22 protein-coding genes are annotated in these 24,724 nt (G+C 70.8%); 9 read left to right on the top strand and 13 right to left on the bottom strand.

Annotated features, from left to right (window positions below):
* Positions 1 to 5: 5 nt before the first annotated feature.
* The gene (locus ACWDZ7_RS15025) at positions 6 to 548 is read right to left on the bottom strand and encodes an N-acetyltransferase family protein (protein WP_451797185.1); all 543 of its coding nucleotides are present in this window, start codon (positions 546 to 548) and stop codon (positions 6 to 8) included.
* Positions 549 to 730: 182 nt separating this feature from the next.
* On the opposite strand from ACWDZ7_RS15025, the gene ACWDZ7_RS15030 reads away from it, so the two are divergent.
* Positions 731 to 1,729, top strand: coding sequence for a sigma-70 family RNA polymerase sigma factor (locus ACWDZ7_RS15030; RefSeq protein ID WP_451797187.1), 999 nt, complete (start codon positions 731 to 733; stop codon positions 1,727 to 1,729).
* Positions 1,730 to 1,824: 95 nt separating this feature from the next.
* Here the strand turns inward: ACWDZ7_RS15030 and ACWDZ7_RS15035 are convergent, their stop codons facing one another.
* Entirely contained in the window at positions 1,825 to 2,817 is a 993-nt protein-coding gene (locus ACWDZ7_RS15035; RefSeq protein WP_451797188.1) for a helix-turn-helix transcriptional regulator, read from the bottom strand.
* A 175-nt stretch (positions 2,818 to 2,992) separates the two neighbouring features.
* Between ACWDZ7_RS15035 and ACWDZ7_RS15040 the strand changes: the two genes are divergently transcribed.
* Positions 2,993 to 4,522, top strand: coding sequence for an MFS transporter (locus ACWDZ7_RS15040; RefSeq protein WP_451797190.1), 1,530 nt, complete (start codon positions 2,993 to 2,995; stop codon positions 4,520 to 4,522).
* A gap of 91 nt (positions 4,523 to 4,613) precedes the next feature.
* Here the strand turns inward: ACWDZ7_RS15040 and ACWDZ7_RS15045 are convergent, their stop codons facing one another.
* A complete protein-coding gene (locus ACWDZ7_RS15045) occupies positions 4,614 to 5,867 on the bottom strand; it encodes an extracellular solute-binding protein (protein ID WP_451797192.1) in 1,254 nt (417 codons plus the stop codon).
* A gap of 133 nt (positions 5,868 to 6,000) precedes the next feature.
* Here ACWDZ7_RS15045 and ACWDZ7_RS15050 point away from each other — a divergent pair, with 133 nt between their 5' ends.
* From ACWDZ7_RS15050 to ACWDZ7_RS15070, 5 genes are all read left to right on the top strand, one after another.
* Positions 6,001 to 6,681 (top strand): TetR/AcrR family transcriptional regulator, encoded by a 681-nt coding sequence (locus tag ACWDZ7_RS15050; RefSeq protein WP_451797194.1) that lies wholly within the window; start codon positions 6,001 to 6,003, stop codon positions 6,679 to 6,681.
* A 132-nt stretch (positions 6,682 to 6,813) separates the two neighbouring features.
* Positions 6,814 to 7,575 (top strand): DeoR/GlpR family DNA-binding transcription regulator, encoded by a 762-nt coding sequence (locus ACWDZ7_RS15055; RefSeq protein ID WP_451797196.1) that lies wholly within the window; start codon positions 6,814 to 6,816, stop codon positions 7,573 to 7,575.
* Positions 7,572 to 8,519 carry a 1-phosphofructokinase gene (pfkB, locus tag ACWDZ7_RS15060; RefSeq protein ID WP_451797198.1) on the top strand — a complete coding sequence of 316 codons (948 nt, stop codon included), beginning with the start codon at positions 7,572 to 7,574 and terminating at the stop codon, positions 8,517 to 8,519. The genes ACWDZ7_RS15055 and pfkB overlap by 4 nt, the downstream gene beginning before the upstream one ends.
* 55 nt (positions 8,520 to 8,574) lie before the next feature.
* Positions 8,575 to 10,530 (top strand): PTS fructose transporter subunit IIABC, encoded by a 1,956-nt coding sequence (locus ACWDZ7_RS15065; RefSeq protein ID WP_451797199.1) that lies wholly within the window; start codon positions 8,575 to 8,577, stop codon positions 10,528 to 10,530.
* A gap of 128 nt (positions 10,531 to 10,658) precedes the next feature.
* Positions 10,659 to 10,913, top strand: a complete 255-nt coding sequence (locus tag ACWDZ7_RS15070) for a hypothetical protein (protein WP_451797200.1) — start codon at positions 10,659 to 10,661, stop codon at positions 10,911 to 10,913.
* Positions 10,914 to 10,932: 19 nt separating this feature from the next.
* Here the strand turns inward: ACWDZ7_RS15070 and ACWDZ7_RS15075 are convergent, their stop codons facing one another.
* The 4 genes from ACWDZ7_RS15075 to ACWDZ7_RS15090 all read right to left on the bottom strand — a co-directional run bounded on the left by ACWDZ7_RS15075 (position 10,933) and on the right by ACWDZ7_RS15090 (position 15,546).
* Positions 10,933 to 11,691, bottom strand: a complete 759-nt coding sequence (locus ACWDZ7_RS15075) for a DUF6227 family protein (RefSeq protein WP_451797201.1) — start codon at positions 11,689 to 11,691, stop codon at positions 10,933 to 10,935.
* A gap of 188 nt (positions 11,692 to 11,879) precedes the next feature.
* Positions 11,880 to 13,109 (bottom strand): L,D-transpeptidase, encoded by a 1,230-nt coding sequence (locus tag ACWDZ7_RS15080; RefSeq protein ID WP_451797447.1) that lies wholly within the window; start codon positions 13,107 to 13,109, stop codon positions 11,880 to 11,882.
* Positions 13,110 to 13,205: 96 nt separating this feature from the next.
* Positions 13,206 to 14,252: a P1 family peptidase gene (locus ACWDZ7_RS15085; RefSeq protein WP_451797203.1), complete on the bottom strand. Its 1,047-nt coding sequence runs from the start codon at positions 14,250 to 14,252 to the stop codon at positions 13,206 to 13,208.
* A 28-nt stretch (positions 14,253 to 14,280) separates the two neighbouring features.
* On the bottom strand, positions 14,281 to 15,546 hold the full coding sequence (locus ACWDZ7_RS15090) for a low temperature requirement protein A (protein WP_451797205.1): 1,266 nt from the start codon (positions 15,544 to 15,546) through the stop codon (positions 14,281 to 14,283).
* A gap of 140 nt (positions 15,547 to 15,686) precedes the next feature.
* Between ACWDZ7_RS15090 and ACWDZ7_RS15095 the strand changes: the two genes are divergently transcribed.
* A complete protein-coding gene (locus tag ACWDZ7_RS15095) occupies positions 15,687 to 15,887 on the top strand; it encodes a hypothetical protein (protein ID WP_451797206.1) in 201 nt (66 codons plus the stop codon).
* 58 nt (positions 15,888 to 15,945) lie between these two features.
* Here ACWDZ7_RS15095 and mscL read toward each other — a convergent pair whose 3' ends face one another.
* The 6 genes from mscL to ACWDZ7_RS15125 form a co-directional block, all read right to left on the bottom strand.
* On the bottom strand, positions 15,946 to 16,425 hold the full coding sequence (gene mscL / locus ACWDZ7_RS15100; RefSeq protein WP_451797208.1) for a large conductance mechanosensitive channel protein MscL: 480 nt from the start codon (positions 16,423 to 16,425) through the stop codon (positions 15,946 to 15,948).
* 135 nt (positions 16,426 to 16,560) lie between these two features.
* Entirely contained in the window at positions 16,561 to 17,076 is a 516-nt protein-coding gene (locus ACWDZ7_RS15105) for an RcpC/CpaB family pilus assembly protein (RefSeq protein ID WP_451797209.1), read from the bottom strand.
* Positions 17,077 to 17,242: 166 nt separating this feature from the next.
* On the bottom strand, positions 17,243 to 18,106 hold the full coding sequence (locus ACWDZ7_RS15110; RefSeq protein ID WP_451797210.1) for an S-methyl-5'-thioadenosine phosphorylase: 864 nt from the start codon (positions 18,104 to 18,106) through the stop codon (positions 17,243 to 17,245).
* 93 nt (positions 18,107 to 18,199) lie between these two features.
* Complete coding sequence (locus ACWDZ7_RS15115; RefSeq protein ID WP_451797211.1) at positions 18,200 to 18,535, bottom strand: FmdB family zinc ribbon protein; 336 nt, start codon at positions 18,533 to 18,535, stop codon at positions 18,200 to 18,202.
* A gap of 67 nt (positions 18,536 to 18,602) precedes the next feature.
* Positions 18,603 to 19,874 (bottom strand): MFS transporter, encoded by a 1,272-nt coding sequence (locus ACWDZ7_RS15120; protein ID WP_451517391.1) that lies wholly within the window; start codon positions 19,872 to 19,874, stop codon positions 18,603 to 18,605.
* A gap of 248 nt (positions 19,875 to 20,122) precedes the next feature.
* A complete protein-coding gene (locus ACWDZ7_RS15125) occupies positions 20,123 to 21,661 on the bottom strand; it encodes a potassium/proton antiporter (RefSeq protein ID WP_451797212.1) in 1,539 nt (512 codons plus the stop codon).
* 210 nt (positions 21,662 to 21,871) lie between these two features.
* On the opposite strand from ACWDZ7_RS15125, the gene ACWDZ7_RS15130 reads away from it, so the two are divergent.
* The gene (locus ACWDZ7_RS15130) at positions 21,872 to 24,694 is read left to right on the top strand and encodes a penicillin acylase family protein (RefSeq protein ID WP_451797214.1); all 2,823 of its coding nucleotides are present in this window, start codon (positions 21,872 to 21,874) and stop codon (positions 24,692 to 24,694) included.
* Positions 24,695 to 24,724: the final 30 nt, after the last annotated feature.

Consider the following 24,724-nt stretch of genomic DNA (forward strand, 5'->3'; position numbering starts at 1 on the left):
GCGCCCTAGGTCCGGGGGCCGAGGGGACGCTCGTACCAGTCGACGTCCCAGTACCGCCCGAACTTCCTGCCGACTTCCTCGTACGTCCCCACGTGCCGGAACCCGAAGCGTTCGTGGAGCCGGACCGAGGCCTCGTTCGGCCGGGCGATCCCCGCGTAGGCGCGGTGCAGATCCTCCCCCTCCAAGGCCTCGAAGAGTGCCTTGTAGAGCAGCGTGCCGATGCCGCGGCCCGCGGCGTCCGGCGCGCAGTAGACGCTTGCTTCCACGGAAGTGGAGTAAGCGGGCTTCGGGCGGAAAGGGCTACTGGTCGTGTACCCGAGCAGCCGGCCCGGGTGGGCGCCGGAATCCCGCTCCTGAGCAACCAAGAGGCGGTGAGGGCCGTCTTCGGGATGGGAGAGCAGCCAAGGGCGGCGCTCTTCCGGCAGGAAGACGACGGTGTCGAAGGTGACGGCCGTCTCACGTACGTAGTGGTTGTAGAGGTCGGTGAGAGCTTCGAGATCGCTCTCGACCCCCGGCCTGACCTGCACCTCTGTACGCTCTGACATCATCCGGCCTCCCCCTGTGGCGCGACAGGGTACTGCACCGTCAGGAAAAAAGATGTGCGGCTTGGGAATTCTGTCCGGATTCCAGTCGTTGTTTCCATCGGATGCAGGGCACCCGAGGGTGTGCCATCCGCCACAGAGGTCCCAGTAAAGGGCCGACCAGGACAACCACACGCAAGGGAGCACGCATGGCAACCCGTGCCGTCGCCCGTCGCAAGTCCGCCTCCGGCGAGACCAACGCGGCACGCAGTGTTCGCGCTGTAGGCGGGGAGATCGCCGACCGCGACCTGGTCGGCATGTACCTCGACGAGATCGCCCGTACGCCACTGCTCGACGCCGCCAAGGAAGTGGAGCTGTCCCAGATCATCGAGGCGGGTGTCTACGCCCGCAAGATCCTGGACGGCGAGGTCGAGGAGAGCAGGATCACCGCGGACCGCGAGGAGCTCGAAGCCCTCGTCGCCGACGGTGAGCGCGCCAAGGACGTCTTCATCCGCTCGAACCTCCGCCTCGTCGTCGCGGTCGCCCGCCGCTATCCGCGCAGTGGACTGCCCCTCCTCGACCTCATCCAGGAGGGGAACGCGGGCCTGGTGCGAGCGGTCGAGAAGTTCGACTACGCCAAGGGCTTCAAGTTCTCCACGTACGCCACATGGTGGATCCGCCAGGCAATCACCCGCTCGATAGCCGACCAGTCCCGCACCATCCGCCTCCCCGTCCACCTGGTGGAGGAGCTGGGCCGCATCCGCCGCGTGCAGCGCGAGTTCAACCGCGAGCACGGCCGGGAGCCGGAGCCCGCGGAGATCGCCGCCGAGCTGGCCTCGACGCCCGCGCGCGTCATCGACGTCCTGGACTGGGCGCGCGACCCGGTCTCGCTGAACATGGGCGTGGACGACACGGGCGACACCCAGTTCGGTGACCTCCTTGAGGACACCTCGGCCGTCTCGCCCGAGCAGTCCGTCCTCTCGCTGCTGCGCAGCGAGGAGCTGGGCGGCCTCCTCGGCCGCCTCGACCAGCGCACGGCCTCCATCATCAAGATGCGGTACGGCATCGAGGACGGGCGGGAGCGGACGCTGACGGAGGTCGGCAAGGAGCACGGGCTCACCCGTGAGCGGATCCGGCAGATAGAGAAGCACGCGCTTCTCGAGCTGAAGAAGCTGGCGCGGGACACCGGGTTCGACGCGGTGGCCTAGGCGGCCGGCCTTGGGCGGGCCATTGGCTGGGCCGCCCCGGGTTTTGCCGTTCGGGTACGGCGCTTGTGCTGCCGGGGGCGTTGGTGGCTGCCTCCTCACCCCGGCGGGCCCGGCGGCTGTTCCGTCGCCCGGGACAGGCGGGTGCCCAGGTCTCTGAGGCAGCTCACCAGGTCCGCGGGGCCGTGCGCCGTGAAGTCGCAGTCCACCAGGGCCAGGCGGACCGCCAGCCATTCGATGGAGTCCGTCGCCGTGCCGCGCAGACGGCAGCGGTGCTCGTCCAGCGGTTCCACCGTGCCGAGCGCCGAGGGCAGCCGCGCCACGACGAACTCCGCGGGCGCGGCGAAGGTCACATCGATCTCGTACGACTGCTGCCCCCGCCAGACCGACTGGCGGATGAACTCCGCGGCGTCCCCCTTCGGCAGCTCCCGCGGCACGAACCGCGCCCCCGTGGCGAACGGGTCGGCCACCCGGTCGACGCGGAAGGTCCGCCAGTCCTCGCGGTCGATGTCGTACGCCACGAGATACCAGCGCCGCCCCGTCGAGACCAGGCGGTACGGCTCCGTCAGGCGGCGCGACTCCGTCCCGTCACCCGCCCGGTAGGCGAACCGCAGCCGTTCCTGGCCCGCCGCGGCCGACGCCATCACCGTCAGCGTCTCCGGCGCGATACTCGCCCCGTCTCCGCTGGTCAGCGGGGTCGTCGCGATCTGTAGCGCGGAGACCCGGTGGCGCAGACGGGCGGGCAACACCTGCTCCAGCTTGGCGAGCGCCCGTACGGACGCCTCCTCCACGCCCTCCACCGCGTGCCCCGCCCCGGCCCGCAGCCCCACCGCGATCGCCACCGCCTCCTCGTCGTCGAGGACCAGCGGCGGCATGGCCTTGCCCGCGACCAGCCGGTAGCCGCCGGCCGCGCCCTGACTGGCCCGCACCGGATAACCGAGGTCCCGCAGCCGGTCGATGTCCCGCCGCACGGTACGCCTGCTGACACCGAGCCGCTCGGATAGCTCACCGCCGGGCCACTCCCGGGGCGTCTGAAGAAGGGACAGCAACTGGAACAGCCGCGCGGGGGTATCGGCCCCGGCCGCGCTCACGCGGCGCCCCCCGGGCTGCCCGAAGTCACGGCCTCCGGGCCGCCCCAAGTCACGGCGTCCGGGAAGGCCGAAGCCGCGTCCGTCGTCACGCCCGCCATCTCATCCATCGTCATGACGTCCACGATGCCGCAGAACTAGGACACGAGCTGACCTATACGCGTCCTAGCCTCCTCCCATGACTTCACCGAGCACCACTTCCGCCCCCGTGGGGCAGGAGGCCACCGCCGACCGGCGACGTTGGTTCGCCCTGGCCATCGTGATGACCGCCGCCTTCATGGACCTGGTCGACGTCACGATCGTCAACATCGCGATTCCGTCGATCCAGCGGGACGCGGGCGCCTCGTTCAGCCAGATCCAGTGGATCACCGCGGGTTACACCCTCGCCTTCGCCGCCGGGCTCATCACGGGCGGGCGGCTCGGAGACATCCACGGACGCAAGCGGCTCTTCCTGATCGGCATCACCGGCTTCACCGTCGCCTCCGCGCTCTGCGGCTTCGCCGCCAACCCGGAGATGCTGGTCGCCTCGCGCATCCTGCAGGGCGGCATGGCCGCGCTGATGGTCCCGCAGGTGCTGTCCATCGTCCACGCGACCTTCCCCGCCCACGAGCGCGGCAAGGTCTTCGGGCTCTTCGGCATGGTCGTCGGGCTCGGCGCGGTCTCCGGACCGCTGCTGGGCGCGCTGCTCACCGAGTGGAACATCCTCGGCCTGGAGTGGAGGCCGATCTTCCTCATCAATCTGCCGGTCGGCATCGCCGGAATCATCCTCGGCCGGAAGTTCATCACCGAGTCCAAGGCCCCGAGGGCCCTCAAGCTCGACCTCGTCGGCGTCGTCCTGGTCACGCTCGGCCTGCTCATGCTCATCTACCCCCTGACCCGTGGGCGCGAGCTGGGCTGGCCGACCTGGGGATACGTCATGATGGCCGGCGCGCTCGTCGTCTTCGGCGCCCTCATCGCGTACGAGAAGTGGAAGACCGCGAAGGACGGCTCGCCGCTCATCGAGCTGTCGCTGTTCAAGGTGAAGAGCTTCGCCGCGGGCATCGCCGTACAGACCGTCTTCGGCGTCGTGATGGGCATCTTCTTCCTCGTCTGGACCCTGTACATGCAGTTCGGCCTCGGCTGGACCCCGCTGCGCGCCGGCCTGACCGGTGTGCCGTTCTCGATCGCCGTCTCGGCGGCCGCCGGCCTGTCCGTACAGAAGCTCGTGCCCCGCTTCGGCCGCAAGGTCCTCCAGGCCGGGGCCCTGGCCATGGCCGCCGGCCTGCTGATCTACATCTGGGAGGCGGACCGGTACGGCGCGGACATCGCGCCCTGGCAGATGACGCTGCCACTGGTCGTGATGGGCGTCGGCATGGGCCTGATCGTGGCGCCGCTGACGGACGCGGTCCTCTCGGACGTGCCGCAGGAGCACGCGGGTTCGGCCTCCGGGCTCATCAACACCGTGCAGCAGATGGGCACCGCGCTCGGCCTCGGCCTGGTGTCGGTGGTCTTCTTCGGGGTGATCGACGAGCGGGTCGCGCCGAGCCGGCTCCCCGCGGAGTACATGGCCGGGTTCCAGAACGCGCTGTGGTGGGCGGCGGGCGTGCTCGCGGTCATCTTCCTGATCATGTTCGCGCTCCCGGCGAAGCCGAGGCAGCACGTGGAGGGCGGCGACGAGCCGATGCCCGCGGCCGAACTCCCGGAGAAGGAGCCGGCACTGGTTCCCTGACCCTTGGCCCCTTGGCCCCTTGACCGGGAGGCCGAGGCCGCCCGCGCCCCGAAAGGGGCGCGGGGCTGACCCGGCCGAGCCCGGCGGAGCGCTAGAGCTCTGCCTGGGCCGCCGTCGTGTCCAAGGACTCCAGAACAGCCTTCGGGCTGCCGCCCTTGGCCACCGCCTCGCCGATCCGCGCGCGCACGGCGGCCCTGACCTCGGGCCACGAGCCGAGGTTCGTCGGCTGGAAGCGGGCCTGCGGCATCTGGTCGATGAAGTCCCACATCGGCCGCTGCCCGGGGTCCTTGCGCAGGGCGTCCGACGCCGAACTGGTCACCGGCAGCGCGGACTGCCCGCCGCCGTACGCCACCGCGGACTTGCTGCCGTACAGATAGCTCAGGAACGTGCCGCACTGCTCGCGCCGCCCGTTCCGCTTGAACGCCATCAGCCAGTCGTTCAGCCCCACCGGCGGCGCGGCGCCGCCGAGCTTCTTGGGGAACGGGGCGTGCGCGTAAGGGAACTTGGCCTGGTCGGCGGCGCCCATCAGGACCGGATGCGCGATCATCATGCCGATCCTGCCGCGCAGGAACTGGGCGTACGCGTCCGTCCTGGAGAGCTTCGAGGGGTCCGCGCCCGCCAGGCCCTCACCGACGAGGTTGTCCCGCAGCCAGGTCAGCGTGTCGATGTTGCTGGGGTTGGCGAAGTCGTAGCCGGTGAGGCCGGAGTAGCCGCCGCCGTCCGCGAGCAGCCAGGCCAGCGCCTCGTCCTCGGCGGCCTCCGGGCCGAGCTGAAGCCCGTAGGGGGTCGGGACGCCGATCGCCTTCAACGCCTTGGCGGCGTCGTGCAGTTCGGCCCAGGAGCGGGGGGCCTTGGTGCGGGCCTGCTTGAAGAGGGCCTTGTTGTAGAAGAGCCGCGGGGTGCTGGCGAGGAAGGGCAGGCCGTACTGGACGCGGTTGACCATGCCCGCCTCCGCGTACGAGCGGATGAAGTCGCCCTCGGTGCGTACGTCGAAGAGGTCGTCGGCGCCGTAGAGCCTGTCGTCCTCGGCGTACGGGGCGAAGAAGTTGGACTGCGCGATGTCGGGGGCGTCGCCGTCCTTCACGCGCCGGGCCAGGGTCTGGTCGAGCTTGGCGAACGGGACGCGTTCAAGGTCGACTTGGATGTCCGGGTGCGCCTTCTCGAAGGCGGCGACGACCTTGCCCCACTGGTCGCCGATCGAGGAGCCGACGCTGTCGTCGTAGCTGGCGACGAGGAGCTTGAGGGGCGTCCCGGTCTCCGCGGAACAGGCGCTGAGCCCGGCGGTGCCGAGAGCGGTGGCGCCGGTGAGCCCGGCCGTGTGGAGAAGGAACTGCCGACGACGCACCGCTGTTGCCACCTCTGCCTCTACGGTTCTACGGGCCTGGCCGGTCCCGTAGCCTTCGTGTTGGCAGATTCTGCCATAGGGGCAACTTGTGCCCGTGAGGCCCCCGGGTGGGCGCTGGCATAACGTGCCTGTCATGTCCGCTCGTTCGCCGCAGTCAGTTCAGTCAGAGTCAGACCAGTCAGCTCAGTCCCGGCAATCCCCGCAGCCTTCACTCACGGAGCGGCGGAAGACCGAGACCCGCCTCGACATCGCCCGCACGGCTGCCTCGCTCTTCGCCGCCGACGGACTCCGCGCCACCCGCGCCGAGGACATCGCCCGCGCCGCGGGCGTCGCGCCGCGCACCTTCTACCGCTACTTCGCCACCAAGGAGGAGGCGGTCGCCCCGCTCTTCACCGCCGGTGCCCAGCAGTGGGCGGAAGCGGTGCGGCAGGCGCCGGACGGCCTCTCGGTGCCGGACGCGCTGCGGCGCGCGGTGGCCCACACGCTCGCCGCCGGGGACGCGGGTGAGGCGGAATCCCTGGAGTGGGTGCGCTCGCTGCTGCGGATGTCGGAGCAGAGCGCGGCGCTGCGCGCGGTGTGGGCGGACACGTGCCACGCCTCGGAGCAGACGCTGCTGGCGGTCCTCGTGGAGCGGACGGGCGGGGACGGGCCGCCGGCCCTTGAGCTGAGCCTCGCCGCGGCCGTCGCGAGCGCGGCGGTACGGGTGGCCGTCGAGACCTGGGCCGCGGGCGACGCCCCCGCCGATGGCCCCGATGGCCCGACCGCGCTGGCGGCACGCTGCCTGGGTGCACTGGACGCGTTTCCCTGGCCGTAGAACCGTGAGGTCACGCAACGCCAGAAGTCCGTCCGTGTCCACATCACGCCCGAAGGTGTTTACTTTCCCGAAAACCAGCCGTACTCTCCGACTGAAACCACAGACTCGGGCATGCGGCGGAGGCAAACGGACATGTACGCACCGGAGCGGCAGCAGGAGATCCTGCGGCTCGCGCGGGACGGCGGGCGGGTCGACGTGCTGTCGCTGGCCGAGGAGTTCAAGGTCACCGCGGAGACCATCCGCCGCGACCTGAAGGCCCTGGACCGCGCCGGGCTCGTACGCCGCGTGCACGGCGGGGCCATACCGGCCGGGCGCCTGGACTTCGAGCCGGACCTCGCCGAGCGCGAGGGCACCGCCGCCGACGAGAAGGACCGCATCGCCCGCGCCGCCCTCGCCGAGCTGCCCGCCGAGGGCAGCGTCGTCCTCGACGCCGGGTCGACCGTCGCGCGGCTCGCGGCGGCCCTCCCGCTGGAGTCGACGCTCACCGTCGTCACGCACAGCCTGCCGACCGCCGCCCGCCTCGCCGACCACCCCGGCATCCAGCTCCACCTCATCGGCGGCCGGGTCCGGCAGCGTACGCGCGCGGCCGTCGACGCCTGGGCCCTGCGGGCGTACGGAGAGATCCGCGCCGACGTCCTCTTCCTCGCCGCCAACGGCTTCTCCGCCGAGGCCGGGCTCACCACCCCCGACCTCGCCGAGGCCGCCGTGAAACGAGCGGCCGTCGCCGCGGCCCGCCGGGTCGTCCTGCTGGCGGACTCCGCCAAGCACGGCCAGGAACACTTCGCCCGCTTCGGCGACCTCACCGACGTGGACCTACTGATCACGGATACCGGCCTCGCCCCCGACGAAGCCGCCACCATCGAACGGGCCGGCACGGAAGTGGTACGCGCATGATCCTCACCGTCACTCCGAACCCCTCCCTCGACCGCACCTACGAGGTGCCCTCCCTCGACCGGGGTGAGGTCGTCCGTGCCACCGGTGACCGTATGGACCCGGGCGGCAAGGGCGTCAACGTCTCGCGGGCCGTGGCGGCGGCGGGCGTGCGGACCGTCGCCGTGCTGCCGCTCGGCGGAGCGCCCGGCGCGTTGGTCGCCCGGCTCCTCGACGAGCAGGGCATCGAGGCGGCCCCGGTGCCGGTGGCCGGGCAGACCCGTTCCAACATCGCGGTCGCGGAGCCGGACGGCACTCTGACGAAGATCAACGCCCTCGGCCCCGAACTCTCCGTGGGAGAGCAGGAGTCCCTGCTCGCCACCGTCGGCGAGAAGTCCGTCGGCGCCGACTGGGTCGCCTGCTGCGGCAGCCTCCCGCGCGGGCTCGCGCCCTCCTGGTACGCCGAGTTGGTGTCCCGCGCCCACGCGGCGGGCGCCCGTATCGCCCTGGACACCTCGGGCCCCGCCCTGCTCGCCGCCCTCGCCGAACGCCCCGACGTCGTCAAGCCCAACGCCGAAGAACTCGCAGGAGCCGTCGGCCGCCCCCTCGCCACCGTCGGCGACGCGGTCAAGGCGGCGGAGGAACTCCGGGAACTGGGCGCGCACGCCGTACTCGCCAGCCTCGGCGCGGACGGCCAACTCCTGGTCGACGCCTCGGGCGCGTACTTCGCGAGCGCCCCGGTCGACACCGTACGCAGCAACGTCGGCGCCGGTGACTCCTCCCTGGCCGGTTTCCTGATCGCGGGCGGCACGGGCGCGCGCGCCCTCGCCTCGGCCGTGGCGCACGGCGCCGCCGCGGTCCAGCTCCCGGGCAGCGTGATGCCGTCGCCCTCGGACCTGAGGCCGGACGCGGTCACCGTGACGGCCGACGTCCCGCTGGACCGCGTACTGACAGAGCCGGCCTCATGAGCCGCCCCTACGCCTACGCCCCCCACGCCCCCCGAACGAAGCCAAGGAGCCCGCGATGACCGACGTGATCACCGCGGATCTGGTCGACCTCGATCTCGACCTGTCCGCAGAAACCAAGGAAGCCGCGGCCCGCTCCCTCGCCGAGCGCATGGTGGCCCTCGGGCGCGTGACCGACCTGGACGGATTCCTCGCCGACGTCGCGGCCCGCGAGGCGCAGATGCCGACCGGCCTGGACGGCGGCATCGGCATCCCGCACTGCCGCAGCGCCCACGTCACCGAGCCGACCCTCGCCTTCGGCCGCTCGGCCCGCGGCATCGACTTCGGGGCGCCGGACGGCCCGGCGGACCTGATCTTCCTGATCGCGGCCCCGTCGGGCGCGGACGACGCCCACCTGACGATCCTGTCGTCGCTGGCGAGACAACTGACGAACGCGGACTTCACGGCCGCACTGCGGGCCACGACGGACGCGGAGACGGCAACAGCCCTTGTCCGCGGCGACACGCACGCGGATGGGAAGACACCCGCGCCGCAGCCCTTCCGCATAGTCGCCGTCACCTCCTGCCCCACAGGCATCGCCCACACCTACATGGCGGCCGAGTCCCTGGAGAACGCGGCCCGCGAGGCAGGCATAGAGCTGGCCGTGGAGACGCAGGGCTCGGCAGGCTTCACCCGCCTGGACCCGGCGGTCGTAGCCGCCGCGGACGCGGTGATCCTGGCCCACGACATCCCCGTAAGGGAAAAGCCCCGCTTCGCGGGCAAGCCCACGGTCGACGTAGGCGTGAAGGCGGCCATCAACCGCCCGGCGGAACTGATCGCACAGGCCCGCGCGAAGGCGGCCCGCGGCGAGACGACCGCGGACGCCAAGGACCCGAGCCCGGTGGACGACACCGGTGAGAGCGGCGACGGCTACGCCACCAAGCTCCGCAAATGGCTGATGTCCGGCGTGAGTTACATGGTCCCCTTCGTCGCCGCGGGCGGCCTCCTCATCGCCCTCGGCTTCGCCATCGGCGGCTGGAAGATCGACAAGGCGCCGTCCGTCGCCGAGCACTTCATCTGGACGGACCACACCAGCTGGGCCGCGCTGCTCTTCCAGATCGGCGGGCTGGCCTTCGCCTTCCTGGTCCCGGTCCTCGCGGGCTACATCGCGTACGGCATGGCCGACAGGCCGGGCCTCGTCCCCGGATTCGTCGGCGGCTCGGTCGCCGTCACCATCAACGCCGGCTTCCTCGGCGGTCTCGCCGCGGGCCTGATCGCGGGCGCCGTGGTCATGGGCGTCCAGCGGGTCCGCGTCCCGGCCGTGCTGCGCGGCATCATGCCGGTCGTGGTGATCCCGCTGATCTCCTCGGCGGTGGTCGGCTTCCTGATGTTCCTCGTCGTCGGCAAGCCCATCGCGTCCCTGCAGAGCGCGCTGACCGACTGGCTGGAGGGCCTCTCCGGCGCCAACGCGATCATCCTCGGCGTCATCCTCGGCCTGATGATGTGCTTCGACCTCGGCGGCCCGCTGAACAAGGTCGCGTACGCCTTCGCGGTCGGCGGCCTCGCCCATCCGACCGACGGCAGCCTCAAGGTCATGGCCGCGGCGATGGCGGCCGGCATGGTCCCGCCGCTCGCCATGGCGCTCGCCACGACCGTGCGCGGCGGGCTCTTCACCAAGACCGAGCGGGAGAACGGCAAGGCGGCCTGGTTCCTGGGCGCCTCCTTCATCACCGAGGGCGCGATTCCGTTCGCGGCCGCCGACCCGCTGCGGGTGATCCCCGCGTCGATGGCGGGCGGCGCGGTCACCGGCGCCCTGTCGATGACCTTCGGCTGCACCCTGCGCGCCCCGCACGGCGGTGTCTTCGTGGTCCCGCTGATCGGGCAGCCGCTGCTCTACCTCGTGGCGATCGCCGCCGGTGTCTGCGTCTCCACGGTCGTGGTGGTCCTGCTCAAGGGCGCGGGCGCGCGCAAGACGAAGCCTGCGGACGCGGGGGCGGCCCCGGCCGACGGGAAGGGCGTCCCGGCGACCGCCTGACGCCGCAGCTCGGCACGTTGACGCGCGACGGGGATTTGGCGACCACTTGTGCGACTTGCGTCACTTCAGGACCTAAGCCCCATAACCCCCCTGTCGGAAGTCCCTGCCCTTGTTGTCTACTGGGCCGCATGTTCCGGGATGTCTCGATCGTTCAGCAGATAGGCGTGACCGTGCTCGCCGTGGCGACCGTGGCCTGGGCCGTCGGTCTGGTGCGGGTGATGCGCAGGGACCAGGCCTCCCCAAGCTCTCCACTCCGTTCGAGCAGGGGAGGCCCCATCCCGGCCCAGCAGGGCCCACCGCGCGCGGAGACCGTGGAACTCACGGCGGACGAACGGGCCGCCTTCGCCGGACTCGTACGCCAGTACGGCGACGGACGCTCATAGCTCCCGGCCCGGAGCCCTCCTACTGGCCCGGCGTCGCGCCCGTCGCCCTGCGTTCCATCGCGGCGCGGGCCGCCTCCTCGGTGGCGTACACCTCGCACATATGGCGTCCGTCGGGCGTCAGCGTGTGCTCGACCTCCCACAGGCTGATCTCGCCGCCGTCGAAGAGCAGGAACGCGTGCTCGTAGAGCGAGAAGCTCAGCCGCGCCTCGCCGCTCAGGCCGGGGCGGCCGAAGGCCTGCGTTATCTGGTGGGCGAACGCCGCGCGCAGCAGGCGCGCGATGTCCTCGCCGGGGCGGTCGTCGTTCTCCGCGCGCCGCAGCAGCCGGCGCGCGTGGTCCGCCGAGTCGTCGGGGACGTACGAGTGACGGGGCACGGAGTCGGCCGGCATCTGGAGCACGACGGGCCGGCCGCAGACGGGCGGGTCGGGCGGCAGCGGCAGCCGCGACGTGGCGACGCCCGCCTCCTCCTCGTCGGCGTAGATCTCATACGTCGGGGCGCTGCCCGGCGTCGTGTTGTGCACGAGCTCCCAGAGCGTGAGCACGGACGCGTCGGCGAGCAGCCAGGTGTGTCTGTACGTCTCGCGGTGCAGCCCCGCGCTGTGGTGCGCGGAGTGCAGGGAACTGTCGTACGCGAGGGCCGAGTCGAGGCGGCCTATCACCTCGTCCGGCAGGTCGAAAGAGTTCAGGGCGCGGCCGAGGAGTCGCTCGAGGTGCTCCTCCGGAGAGTGTGGCTCGGGCGACTCGGGTGGCTGGTACGCCGTTTCGTACGGAACGCTCAAGGCTTCTCCCGGCGTTGCTGCATGTCACCTGGTGAGTGCATACCGTAGCCCCTGGGTCCGACATCATGCCCGGGAACGGGAAAACGCGCGAGCCACGTGGGAAGTTCCCACGTGGCTCGCTCAGTTGAGGGGTGCGCGAGGTGCGCGCCGGGGCGGGCGCCGGAGGCGCCGGAGCCGCCGAGAGGGTGTCAGCTCGCGCTGCCCGCCGTCCACTCGCTCCACGACATGTTCCAGCCGTTGAGGCCGTTGTCCGGGGCGATCGTCTTGTCGGGGGAGCCCTTGACCGTCACGATGTCACCGATCAGGGAGTTGTTGTAGAACCAGGCGCCCTGCGTGTTGGGGTCGCCGGCGCCCCGCGCGTCCTGGAGACCGACACAGCCGTGGCTGGTGTTGGTGCTGCCGAAGATGGACGGCGAGCCCCAGTAGTTGCCGTGGATGAAGGTGCCGGACTGGGAGAGCCGCATGGCGTGCGGCACGTCCTTGATGTCGTACTCCCCGCCGAAGCCGACCGTGTCGCCGTTCATACGGGTCTGGGTGAACTTCTCGGAGATCACCATCTTGCCGTTGTACGTCGGGTTCGACGCGCTGCCCGCGGAGATCGGGATGGTCTTGATGACCTTGCCGTCCCGCTCGACCGTCATCTTCTTGGCGTTGACGTCGACGGTGGAGACCTGCGCGCGGCCGACGGTGAAGGTGACCGTCTTGTGCTGCACGCCGGTGATGCCGTTCCCGCCCTTCACGCCGTCCAGGTCGATCTTCATGGTGACCTTGGAGCCGGCCTTCCAGTACTCCTCGGGCCGGAAGTCGAGGCGCTGGTTGCCGAACCAGTGGCCGACGACCTTCTGGCCGCTGGTGGACGTCACCGTGATGTGCGACTGGACGTCCTTCTTCTCCGTGATCGCCTTGTCGAAGTTGAAGGAGACCGGCATGCCGACGCCGACCGTGGTGCCGCCGTCCGGGGTGTAGCTGCCGATGAAGCTGTTGGCCGAGGAGACGGTGGTGAACGTCGCGTTCTCCGTCGCCGCGTTGCCCTTGGGGTCCTTGGCGTTGGCGGTGACCTTGTACTTCGTGCCGCGCTCCAGCTGGCCCTTGGGCTTCCAGGTGGTGCCGTCGCCGGAGATGGCCCCCTCGACCGCGGCGCCGGACGTCACCGACGTCATCTTCACGCTGGTCAGCTTGCCGCCCTTGACCTTCACGCCGGTGGCGTTGATCGAGGCGTCGGTGGCGCCGTCCTTCGAGGAGATGGTGATGTCGGCGCCCTTGGCGGCGGAACTCCCGCCCTTCTTGTCGTCCTCGGCGCCCGCGTCGCCCCCGCAGGCCGTGAGGGTCAGCGCGCCCACGGCGGCGAGCGCGGTGGCGGCCAGCAGGGCACGGCGCCGGGGGTTGACTATGACCGACCTTGTCACGGGCTGCTCCAAGTACGTGTTCTGATCCAGTACGTTCTGATCCAGTACGACTGAAGAGCGCCCCACGGCGCAGAGTGGTTCCCTCCGGAGGGTGTGAGAACGGGCACATCAGGTGCCCAACGCGCGCTCCTTCTCGTAGAGATCGAGATACGCGGGGAACGTACCGCCCGGCGTCCGGACGGACTCCGCGGCCAGCATCGCCCGCACGATCGCGGCCGTCACCAGGTCGGCGCCCGCGGCGAGGATCTCGTTGAGCGCGAGCGGGCTGCGGGCGTCCAGTGGGCGCTCCCCCGTGGCGAGGGCGAAGACCGTGTCACCGTCGTTCAGGAGATGGACGGGCCGTACGGCGCGCGCCATGCCGTCGTGCGAGGTGCCGGCGAGCTTCTGCGCCTGCGCCTTGGTCAGTTGGGCGTCGGTGGCGACGACGGCGAGTGTGGTGTTGAGGGGCGGCGGCCCGTTCCCGGCGGCGGCCTCGGCGAGGCGCCGCGCGGCCTCTTCGTGCACCTCCGGCGCGGGGTAACCGACCCGCTGCCCCGCGAAGTACTGCCCGTACAGCGCACCCGTCTTCGGATCGAACCCCGACCCCGCGGCGTTCGCCACGACCAGCGCCGCGACCGTGATGCCCGAGTCGAGGCGGACACTCGCACTGCCGATGCCCCCCTTCATCTTGCCGACCACCGCGCCGGTCCCCGCGCCGACGTTGCCCTCCTCGACGGGCGTGAACGGCTCGGTGCGCGCGGCCGCCTCCACCGCGGCCCGCCCGGTCGCCGCGTCCGGACGGGCCCTGAAGTCGCCGCCCCGGCCCAGGTCGAAGACACAGGCGGCGGGGACGACGGGCACCACGTGGGAGGGGTCGGCGCCGACCCGCACCCCTCGGCCCCGCTCCTCCAGCCACGCCATCACCCCGGACGCGGAGTCCAGACCGTACGCGCTGCCGCCGGTGAGGACGACGGCCTCGACACGCTGCACGAGGTTGCGCGGGTCGAGGGCGTCCGTCTCGCGGGTGCCGGGCCCGCCGCCACGCACGTCCACGGCGGCGACGGCGCCTCCCTCGGGCGCCAACACGACGGTCGTCCCGGTCAGTTGTCCGTCGCCGGTGAGCGTGGCATGCCCGACGCGCAGGCCCGCGACATCGGTCAGGGAGTCAGTAGTCATACGCCGATGCGTATCACGCGCGACGGGTTCACGAGGCCCGGGCGGCGCGTTTCATGCGGGCGGTGAGCGTCACCCCCGTCACGACCGTCGCCGTCGCCACGAGACCCGCCACGAGCACCGCCCAACGCCCCGCGAACGTACTCGCCAGCGTCGCCAACGCGCTCACCGGCAGCACCATTTGCTGGGCGAGCCCCACCTTGAAGTACCGGGCGTGCAGCGCCCACACGGTGATCAGATAGAGCGCCGTCGGGACCGTCACGGCGGCGGACGCGGCCAGCGTCGAGAGGTGCGGCGCCTGGCCCACGGCCTGCTCGACCGCCACCTCGATCCCGGCGCCGATCGCCGCGGCCGAGCCGAGGATCACGTAGTGGCCGTAACCCCACAGGAAGGCCTGGTGGTTGCCGTGCAGCCGCCCGTGGGCGGGCACGACGAAGTAGATCCACCACGCGGCGAAGACGATGAGCAGCCCGCCCGCGGCGATGGGCAGGAGTTCGTCGAGCGCGTCGTTCTCCTCGATGCCCGACTTCACCGCGACCGTCGCCGCCGCGATCGTCTCGCCGAGCACGATGATCGTGAACAGTCCGTACCGCTCCGAGATGTGGTGCGGGTGCCAGGCCGTGGTGTACTTCCGCTCCGCGATCACCGGCACGCACATCTCGGCGACCGCCATCACGAGGAACAGCCATGGCCGGGCGTCCTCCGGCAGGAACAGCAGCCCCGACCAGCCGATCTGGCAGATCACCACCCCGATCGCGTACCGCAGAGCCGTCGTCCGCTCGGCACCGGTCGCCGCCCCGGCCGCGCGCAGCCACTGCGAGGAGAGCGCGATCCGCATGATCAGGTAGCCGAGCCAGATCAGCAGGAAGTCGTGGTCCTGGAAGGCCCGGGAGACCCCGGCGGCGAAGACGAGGACACCGGCGATCTGGATCAGCGTGACCACGCGGTACAGCACGTCGTCGTTGTCGTACGCCGAGGAGAACCAGGAGAAGTTGACCCAGGCCCAGAACAGCGCGAAGAACACCATCGCGTAACTGAGGATGCCCTCGCCCGCGTGCCCCTCTGCGATCGCGTGCACCAGCTCGGCACCGGCCTGCGCGACCGCCACGACGAAGCAGAGGTCGAAGAAGAGCTCCAGCGGTGTCGCGGCGCGGTGCTTCTCGTCCCGTCGGCGGGCGAGGAGCGGCCGCAGCGGCTTGGAGAAGCCCGGCGGCGTGGGGCGGGAGGTGGGGCTGCCGGGAGTGCCGGGAGTGCCCGGGGTGCCGGGGGAGTCGGCGGAGTGGGGGGATGACGTCATGCGCCCAGAACACCAGAAGACGGACGTCGATCCGGGCCGCGCCACACGCGTATCCCGCCCGGCCCCGCTCGGCCTCGCAGGTCAGGGCCTCGGGGGCGTCTGACGGCGGCTGTCCGGTGCGGCCGACGTACCCTGGAGGCATGAGTACCGCCCCCGCCCACGGATCGCGTGATCCGGAGGAGCCGAAGAAGCCGAAGAACACGCTGGTCTTCGACGATCCGCTGTCGCAGCAGTCTTCGGACGATACGGACCGAGGGTGGGGCGAGCGGGCCGAGTCCGGTGGCGACAGCGCCGCCGACCTGGCGCGCTTCCTCGACGAGAAGCCGCCCCACCACCTCTGAGCCCACCAGCTCTGAGGCCGGGGCCGGGCCACTCCTCGCCGGGCTACTCCTTGCGGGGCTACTCCTTGCGGGGCCCGGAGCCGCGCTGTGCCACCAGGGCGTCGCGGATCTCCTTGAGGACCTCCAGCTCGGAGACCTCCATGACCTCCTTCGTCCCTTCCTTCTCGGCCTTCCTGGCGGCCGCCCGCGCCAGGTACTTGGCCATCGGCAGCACCATCAGGAAGTACACGACGGCCGCCGTGATCACGAAGCTGAGGATCGCGCTCAGCACGGAACCCCACATGATCGGGATGCCCGAGACGACCTCGCCGGTGGCGTTCGTCTCGCAGGGCGACTTCAGGCACGAGCTGTAGTGGTCGAGGTCCTTCGTCCCGAAGGCACCGACCAGCGGGTTGATGACGCCCTTCACGACCGAGTTCACGATGTTCGTGAACGCGGCGCCGATGACCACCGCGACCGCCAGGTCGACGACATTGCCGCGCATCAGGAAGGCCTTGAAGCCCTCCCAGACGCCCGGTACCTTCTTCTCGCTCACCACGAGGCCTTTCGTTGCGTGTGCGGGCTGCGGAACAGACGGCTTCGCAACCTACGTCAGACCGTGGACGGCCTGTCCAATCCGCTCTCCCGGACGAGCGACGCGACCGGGTGTCAGTGCGATCGTGAACAGGGACGCTCATCGCAGCGTCACCGCCAGGCGGGCACTCGCCCCGGCTCCGGCCAGTCGCGCCGCCGTGTCGCGCGGCACCGAGAGCACCACCAACGCCCCGCTCTCAGCGGGCCCTTCCGCCTGCTCGGGCACCTCGGAGACCCGCGCCCCCGCCGCCACGACGCGCGGCTTCGCGCCGCTCCCGGGCGGCCCTTCGGCGGCGATCACGTCGACCCGGTCGCCGGGGCGCAGCAGCCCCACGGCGGCCCCGTCCGCGATCCGCACGGGCGCGGTCACCGTCTCCGGGGGCGGCGGCTGCGCCGAGGGCTCAGCGGCCGCCGCGGAGTCCCGCGCCCGACCCGTGTCCGGCGGGGCCGAGGCCGCGAGGGTGGCGGCGGTCATCGCCAGCCCCACGGCCAGGGCCCGCCGCCGGTGGCGCAGCAGGCGCCGCAGCCGCGGGTGCCCGCCGCGCACCCGCACGGGCGGGAAGTGGGGGACCGGGCAGCCGTCAGCCGGCCGGGCCTGAGTAGGTACGTGGGTCACGACAACCACCGCCTGCGATACGAGGAGCTGGACTTCCGCTCTCACGATGCAGGCCCGCGCCGATTCCCGCTGAGGCCCGTGGACTACTCCCCGGTTGTGGACAACTCCCTCACTCGAAGGGGAAGTTCCGCCGCCCGAAGGGGGCGTTCCGCCCGGTCCTCAAGCCTCACGGCAGCCGAATCCCCGGATCCATCCCACCCAGCGCCCCCACGCACAGGCACTCCCGCGCCCCCTCGGCCGACACCGACACCGGCAACCCCGCGATCGCGTCGAACAGCACACCCCGCAGCCGGTCCACATTCGCGGCGAACACCTGGAGCACCTCCTCGTGGGAGACCCCCTCACCGGTCTCCGCGCCCGCGTCCAGGTCGGTGACCAGCGTCAACGACGTGTAGCAGAGTTCAAGCTCCCGCGCGAGCACCGCCTCGGGATGCCCGGTCATGCCCACCACCGACCAGCCCTGGGCCGCGTGCCAGCGCGACTCCGCCCGGGTCGAGAAGCGCGGTCCCTCGATCACGACGAGCGTGCCGCCGTCCACCGCCTCCCAGCCACGGCCGCGGGCGGCCTTCAGCGCGGCCGCCCGCCCAGTGGGGCAGTACGGGTCGGCGAGCGAGACGTGCACGACGTTGGGAACGCTGCGGTCCGGCAGCGGCACCCCGTCGAAGTACGTCTGCGTACGCGCCTTGGTGCGGTCCACCAGCTGATCGGGTACGAGCAGCGTCCCGGGCCCGTACTCGGCGCGCAGCCCACCGACCGCACACGGCCCGAGCACCTGGCGTACGCCGACGGAGCGCAGCGCCCAGAGGTTGGCGCGGTAGTTGATGCGATGCGGCGGCAGATGATGGCCCCGGCCGTGCCGGGGAAGGAACGCGACCCGCCGCCCCGCGGCCTCGCCGAGGAAGAGCGAGTCGCTCGGGGCTCCGTAGGGGGTGTCGACCTGGACCTCGGTCACGTTGTCGAGGAAGGAGTAGAGACCGGAGCCGCCGATCACGCCGATCTCGGCCCGCGTCGCGTTCGCCGTGTTCACCATGGACCGCACAGTATCCGGGCACGGACACGCCGAGGACCCCGCCGTCGGTGAACGGCGGGGTCCCGGAGAAAAGCCTTGAAGCCGGAAGAATCCCTACGCGGCCGAGCTCGTAGACGTCGACGACGTCGAACCCGAAGACGACGAGGAAGCCGATGAGGACTTCGTGTCGGACGTGGACTTCGTGTCGGACGAGGACTTCGCGTCGGACGCGGACTTCGACGACGCCGTCGACGGCGTGCTGCTCGACGACGAGCCGCGGCTGTCGTTGCGGTAGAAGCCGGAGCCCTTGAAGACGATGCCGACCGCCGAGAACACCTTCTTGAGGCGTCCCTCGCAGCTCGGGCACGCCGTCAGGGCGTCGTCCGTGAACTTCTGCACCGCCTCGAGGCCCTCGCCGCACTCGGTGCACTGGTACTGGTACGTCGGCACTTGCTTCCTCCTGGCACTCTCACTCGATGAGTGCTAACGACGGTCCATAGTGACTTATTCCGCGAGATCAGTCCACCGTGACCGGCACGCGGTGACCGACGCCACGCGCCACGGTGCGGCCCGAGGTCTTGGGAACGAGCCGCGAGCGCAGCGTCACGAGGACCACCAGGGCCAGTGCCGTGCCGCCCAGCGGGACCAGGAACCCGGCCCCGTCCCAGAAGCGGTCCTCCAGCTGTCCGGCGACCGTGACGGCCGCCGCCTGCCCGAGCGCGACCGCGCCGGTCAGCCAGGTGAAGGCCTCGGTGCGGCCGGTCGGCGCGACGAGCTTGTCCACCAGGGTGTAGCCGGTGATCAGCGCGGGCGCGATGCAGACGCCGACCAGCAGGCCGAGCCCGGCGAGGAGCGGCGCGGAGTGCGCGGCCCACAGCCCGGAGGCCATCAGCGTGAGCGCCGCGTAGGCGACGAGGAGGCGCCGCTGCGGGGAGACCTTCCAGGCGATGGCGCCGCAGACGACGCCGGAGAGCATGTTGCCCGCCGCGAACGTGCCGTACAGGACGCCGTTCAGGCCGGGCTCGCCGATCGACTCGGAGAAGGCGGCCAGCGAGACCTGCATCCCGCCGAAGACGGCGCCGATCCCGACGAACGTCACGATCAGGACCCGGATGCCGGGGACCCGCAGCGCCGAGACGTGCTCCACGCGCGCGTGGCCCTCGTCCTGCGAGGACGGCTTCGGCTGGGTGCTCTTCTGCGCGGCGAACAGCAGACCGCCGATCAGCGTGAGCCCGGCCTCCGTGAGCAGGCCGGCGGAGGGGTCGATGCCGGTGCACAGTGCGGTCGCCACGAGCGGGCCGAGGACGAAGGTCAGTTCGTCGGTGACCGACTCGAAGGCGGCCGCGGTGGTGGCCAGGGGCGAGTCCTGGAGCTTGACGCCCCAGCGGGCCCGCACCATGGGGCCGATCTGCGGCGTCGACGCGCCCGCGGGCACGGCGGCCACGAAGAGCGCCCACAAGGGGGCGTCGGAGAGCGCGAGCACCGTCAGGGCGACGACGGCCGCGGAGTGCACGAGCACGCCGGGCACCAGCACGGCGCGCTGCCCGAACCGGTCGGCGAGCTTGCCGCTGAAGGGGGCGAACAGCGCCATGGAGACGCCGGTGGCGGCCGAGACGGCGCCCGCGGCACCGTACGAGCCGGTGGTGTGCTGCACCAGCAGGACGATGGAGATGGTCAGCATCGCGAACGGCTGTCGCGCCGCGAAGCCGGGGAGCAGGAACGTCCAGGCGCGAGGGGTGCGCAGAAGCTGTCCGTAACCCGGGCGGGATTCGGTGACCGTGGATGCCACGGCCCGTGCCTTTCTGCCGCCTGGTAGCGCGGCCCCCCTTGTGGGGCGGCGGCGCCGAGAGCTGTCCTCTTGCGCGGAACTGCGGTAGATGCCGGGGCCCACTGCGGGGGCGCCACGACCGCCATACGGTCGCGCCAGCTCTGCTTCAGGCAGAGTTGGTTCGATCAGGTGGTTCGATTGATTGCCTTTATCGTACAGGGAAGAGCCTCATCCGCCCCTGTGATCACAGCCGATGAGACCCCTGCCACCTACGATTGGTGTTTTTCTCCGTCGGTTCCCAGCCAGCCGGCGAGCTTTCCGCCGTGCCCGACCGCACGCAGCCGCCTCTCGGCCGCGTCCCGCACCGGGTCGGTCGCCACCACCAGCAGCTCGTCGCCGCGTCGCAGCACCGTCGTCGGCAGCGGCACGAACGATTCGCCGTCCCGCACGATCAACGTGACAGCCGCCCCCGTGGGCAGCCGCAGCTCGCCGACCTCGACGCCGTGCATGCGCGAGCCCTTGGGGATGCCCACCGACAGAAGATGGCCGCGAAGCCGCTCCAGGGGCGCCGATTCGATCCCCAGGTCGGCGGCCTCCGGGGAGCCGCCGATCCGCAGCGTCCGGGCCAGCCAGGGCAGCGTGGGGCCCTGGATGAGGGTGTAGACGACGACGAGTACGAAGACGATGTTGAAGATCCGCTGGCTGTCCTCGACGCCGCTCACCATCGGGATCGTCGCCAAGATGATGGGCACGGCGCCGCGCAGGCCCGCCCAGGAGAGCAGCGCCTTCTCCTGCCACGGCATGCGGAACGGCACCAGGCTCAGGACGACCTCCAGCGGGCGCGCCACCATCGTCAGGATCAGGCCGATGACGATCGCGGGCCAGGTGTCGGCGAGCAGGTCGTGCGGGGTGACCAGGAGGCCGAGCAGGACGAACATGCCGATCTGGGCGAGCCAGCCGAGCCCTTCGGCGAAGCCTCGGGTGGCGGGCCAGTGCGGCAGCCTGGCGTTGCCGAGGGTCATCGCGGCGAGGTAGACGGCGAGGAAGCCGCTGCCGTGCGCCATGGCGCCGGCCGCGTAGGCGGCGACGGCGATCGCCATCACGGCGATGGGGTAGAGGCCGGAGGCGGGCAGTGCCACGTGCCGCAGGCCGTAGGCGCCGAGCCAGCCGACCGCGATGCCGATCGCGGCGCCGATCGCCAGCTCCAGGGCGATCTTGCCGAGCAGTACGTACCAGTCGTCCACCGGTCCCGCCGTGGAGAAGGCCACGACGAGGATCACCACAGGGGCGTCGTTGAACCCCGACTCCGCTTCCAGGACGCCCGTGATGCGTGAGGGGAGCGGCACCTTCCGCAGCACCGAGAAGACCGCCGCGGCGTCCGTGGAGGAGACGACCGCGCCGATGATGAGCGCCGGCCGCCAGTCCAGACCCACCAGATAGTGGGCACCGGCCGCCGTGACGCCCACGCTCACCGCGACACCCACGGTCGAAAGGACGGCGGCCGCCGGCAGCGCGGGCCTGATCTCTTTCCACTTCGTCCCGAGGCCGCCCTCGGCGAGGATCACGACCAGGGCGGCATAGCCGATGACCTGCGTCAGCTCGGCGTTGTCGAAGTGCACGTCGCCGATGCCGTCCTGGCCCATGACGACGCCGATGCCGAGGTACAGGAGCAGGCTGGGGAGCCCGCTGCGCGACGAGATGCGGACCGCCGCCACCGCGACGAGCAGAACGAGCGAGCAGACGAGCAGGAGCTGGTTGAGGTGGTGGACAGTCAGGGGCCGTTCCTTCCTCCATGCGCGCGCAAGCACCTCTTGCGAGCCAAGTACTTCGTTACCTTACCTAATTGTTAACGCCTTCTTGATGCCTTCGAACGCGCTTACGATCTTCAGGGGTCCGGTTCCCGACTCCGCGTCCGGAGCCGGGACGCCCTGCGCCTATGGTTGCTCCAGCGCTCCCAGAGCCGCCCACTCGACAGCACAGCCCGCCCTGCCGCTCGCGTAAGGACAGCAAGGACAGCGATGCCCTCCAACACCAACGCCTCTTCCGGTCATAAGTCCGGCAAGAAGAAGGGGCGCCGAGCCCGACTCGTCGTGATCGTCCTGGTCCTGGCCATCGTCGGAGGCATCGGCTTCGGCGCGTACTGGAGCGTCAGCACCGTGCGCGCCTCCTTCCCGCAGACCAAGGGAACGATCAAGCTCGACGGCCTCTCGGGCCCCGTCGACGTGAAGCGCGACGGGAACGGGATCCCGCAGATCTACGCCGAGTCCGACGCCGACCTGTTCATGGCGCAGGGCTACGTCCAGGCGCAGGACCGCTTCTGGGAGATGGACGTACGGCGTCATATGACCTCCGGGCGGCTCTCCGAGATGTTCGGCAAGAGCCAGGTCAAGACGGATGAGTTCCTGCGCACGCTCGGCTGGCACCGGGTGGCGAAGAAGGAGTACGACTCCAAGCTCTCCCCGGAGACGAAGAAGTACCTCCAGGCCTACGCCAAGGGAGTCAACGCCTACCTCGACGGCAAGGACGGCAAGGACATCTCCGTCGAGTACGCGGCGCTGGGCTTCGAGAACGACTACGCGCCGCAGGAGTGGACCCCCGTCGACTCCGTGGCCTGGCTCAAGGCCATGGCCTGGGACCTGCGCGGCAACATGCAGGACGAGATCGACCGCTCCTTGATGACGAGCCGCCTCGGCCCCTCGCAGATCAAGGACCTGTACCCGGAGTACCCGTACAAGCGGAACAAGCCCATCGTCCAAGAGGGCGCGTACGACGGCATCACCGAGGAGTACGACGCGAAGGGCACCCCCGGCACCCAGTCCGGGGCCAGCGGCACAGCTGGGACACCTGGGACCGGTGGGACTGCCGGGACCGGCAGCGCCACAGGCACGGGCGGCACCGCCGGCACCGGCCTCGCGGGTGGCGCCCAGGCGCCCGACGGGCTCCAGTCGCAGCTCTCCGGGGTCTCCGACGCCCTGGACGAGGTCCCCGCGATCCTCGGCCCCAACGGCAACGGCATCGGTTCGAACTCCTGGGTCGTCGCCGGTGACCACACGATCACCGGCAAGCCGCTCCTCGCGAACGACCCGCACCTGGCGCCGCAGCTGCCCTCCGTCTGGTACCAGATGGGCCTGCACTGCCGGTCGGTCTCCGACAAGTGCCAGTACGACGTCTCGGGCTACACCTTCTCGGGTATGCCGGGCGTGGTCATCGGCCACAACAACGACATCGCGTGGGGCATGACGAACCTCGGCGCCGACGTCACGGACCTGTACCTGGAGAAGTTCGCCGGGGACGGCTATCAGTACGACGGCAAGGTGAAGCCCTTCACCTCGCGCGAGGAGACCATCAAGGTCGCGGGCGGCAAGTCGAAGAAGATCACGGTCCGCGAGACCAACAACGGCCCGCTCATCTCCGACCGCGACGACGAGCTGGTCAAGGTCGGCAAGAAGGCCCACGTCGACACCGCGGCCCCCGACCGGGGCGACGGCTACGGAGTGGCGCTGCGCTGGACCGCGCTGAGCCCCGGCAAGTCCATGGACGCCGTCTTCGACCTCAACAAGGCGGAGAACTTCAAGGAGTTCCGCAAGGCGGCCGCTTCTTTTGAAGTGCCCTCCCAGAACCTGATCTACGCCGACCGTGACGGTCACATCGGCTACCAGGCGCCCGGCAAGATCCCGACCCGCGGCAAGGGCGACGGCTCGCTCCCGGCGCCCGGCTGGGACCCCGAGTACCGCTGGACCGGCTACATCCCGCAGGACGCGCTGCCCTACGAGTACGACCCCAAGCGCGGCTACATCGTCACCGCCAACCAGGCCGTGATCGACGACACCGACAAGGCCAAGTACCCGTACAAGCTCACCTCGGACTGGGGCTACGGCGCGCGCAGCCAGCGCATCGACGACCTCATCCAGTCGAAGATCAAGAACGGCGGCAAGATCTCGACCGAGGACATGCGCCTCATGCAGACGGACAACAGCAGCGAGATCGCCAAGCTGCTGGTGCCCAAGCTGCTGAAGATCGACGTCAAGGACAAGTACGTCCGCGAGGCGCAGAAGCTCCTGGAGGGCTGGGACTACACCCAGGACGCCGACTCGGCGGCCGCCGCGTACTTCAACTCGGTCTGGCGCAACATCCTCAAGCTCGCCTTCGGCAACAAGCTCCCCAAGGAGCTGCGCGTCAAGGGCCAGTGCCTGAACGTCGAGCCGGCCGGCAACACCGGCCCCGCCGACGAGGGCAAGAAGGTGCGCGAGTGCGGTCAGCGTGACGCCGACTCGGCGCAGCCGGACGGCGGCGACCGCTACTACGAAGTGGTCCGCAAGATCCTCGACGACGAGACCAACGACTGGTGGAAGACGCCGGCGACCCGCACCGACGGGAAGACCAAGACCCGCGACGGGCTGTTCGCGCGGGCCATGGAGGACGCGCGCTGGGACCTGACGGCCAAGCTGGGCAAGGACATCGACACCTGGAGCTGGGGCCGGCTGCACCGCCTCACGCTGAAGAACCAGACGCTCGGCACCGAAGGCCCCGGCTGGCTGCAGTACGTGCTCAACCGCGGCCCCTGGAACCTCGGCGGCGGTGAGGCGGCGGTCAACGCCACCGGCTGGAACGCGGCGGGCGGCTACGGCGTGGTCTGGGTGCCGTCGATGCGCATGGTGGTGAACCTCAAGGACCTCGACAAGTCCAAGTGGATCAACCTCACCGGCGCCTCGGGGCACGCGTACAACGCGCACTACACCGACCAGACCGACAAGTGGGCCAAGGGCGAACTCCTGCCGTGGGCCCACACGGAGAAGGCGGTCGAGCGCGGCACCAGCGACAAGCTGGTCCTGCGCCCCTGACCGGGATCGGCAGACAGTGAAAGGGCCCTC

The organism is Streptomyces sp. NPDC003032, assembly GCF_053591415.1.

What these genes read in the sequence shown, in the direction of transcription:
- ACWDZ7_RS15025 (WP_451797185.1), bottom strand. Translation starts at nt 548, where the DNA reads ATGATGTCAGAGCGTACAGAGGTGCAGGTCAGGCCGGGGGTCGAGAGC.
- ACWDZ7_RS15030 (WP_451797187.1), top strand. Translation starts at nt 731, where the DNA reads ATGGCAACCCGTGCCGTCGCCCGTCGCAAGTCCGCCTCCGGCGAGACC.
- ACWDZ7_RS15040 (WP_451797190.1), top strand. Translation starts at nt 2,993, where the DNA reads ATGACTTCACCGAGCACCACTTCCGCCCCCGTGGGGCAGGAGGCCACC.
- ACWDZ7_RS15050 (WP_451797194.1), top strand. Translation starts at nt 6,001, where the DNA reads ATGTCCGCTCGTTCGCCGCAGTCAGTTCAGTCAGAGTCAGACCAGTCA.
- ACWDZ7_RS15055 (WP_451797196.1), top strand. Translation starts at nt 6,814, where the DNA reads ATGTACGCACCGGAGCGGCAGCAGGAGATCCTGCGGCTCGCGCGGGAC.
- pfkB (WP_451797198.1), top strand. Translation starts at nt 7,572, where the DNA reads ATGATCCTCACCGTCACTCCGAACCCCTCCCTCGACCGCACCTACGAG.
- ACWDZ7_RS15065 (WP_451797199.1), top strand. Translation starts at nt 8,575, where the DNA reads ATGACCGACGTGATCACCGCGGATCTGGTCGACCTCGATCTCGACCTG.
- ACWDZ7_RS15070 (WP_451797200.1), top strand. Translation starts at nt 10,659, where the DNA reads ATGTTCCGGGATGTCTCGATCGTTCAGCAGATAGGCGTGACCGTGCTC.
- ACWDZ7_RS15085 (WP_451797203.1), bottom strand. Translation starts at nt 14,252, where the DNA reads ATGACTACTGACTCCCTGACCGATGTCGCGGGCCTGCGCGTCGGGCAT.
- ACWDZ7_RS15090 (WP_451797205.1), bottom strand. Translation starts at nt 15,546, where the DNA reads ATGACGTCATCCCCCCACTCCGCCGACTCCCCCGGCACCCCGGGCACT.
- ACWDZ7_RS15095 (WP_451797206.1), top strand. Translation starts at nt 15,687, where the DNA reads ATGAGTACCGCCCCCGCCCACGGATCGCGTGATCCGGAGGAGCCGAAG.
- ACWDZ7_RS15110 (WP_451797210.1), bottom strand. Translation starts at nt 18,106, where the DNA reads ATGGTGAACACGGCGAACGCGACGCGGGCCGAGATCGGCGTGATCGGC.
- ACWDZ7_RS15130 (WP_451797214.1), top strand. Translation starts at nt 21,872, where the DNA reads ATGCCCTCCAACACCAACGCCTCTTCCGGTCATAAGTCCGGCAAGAAG.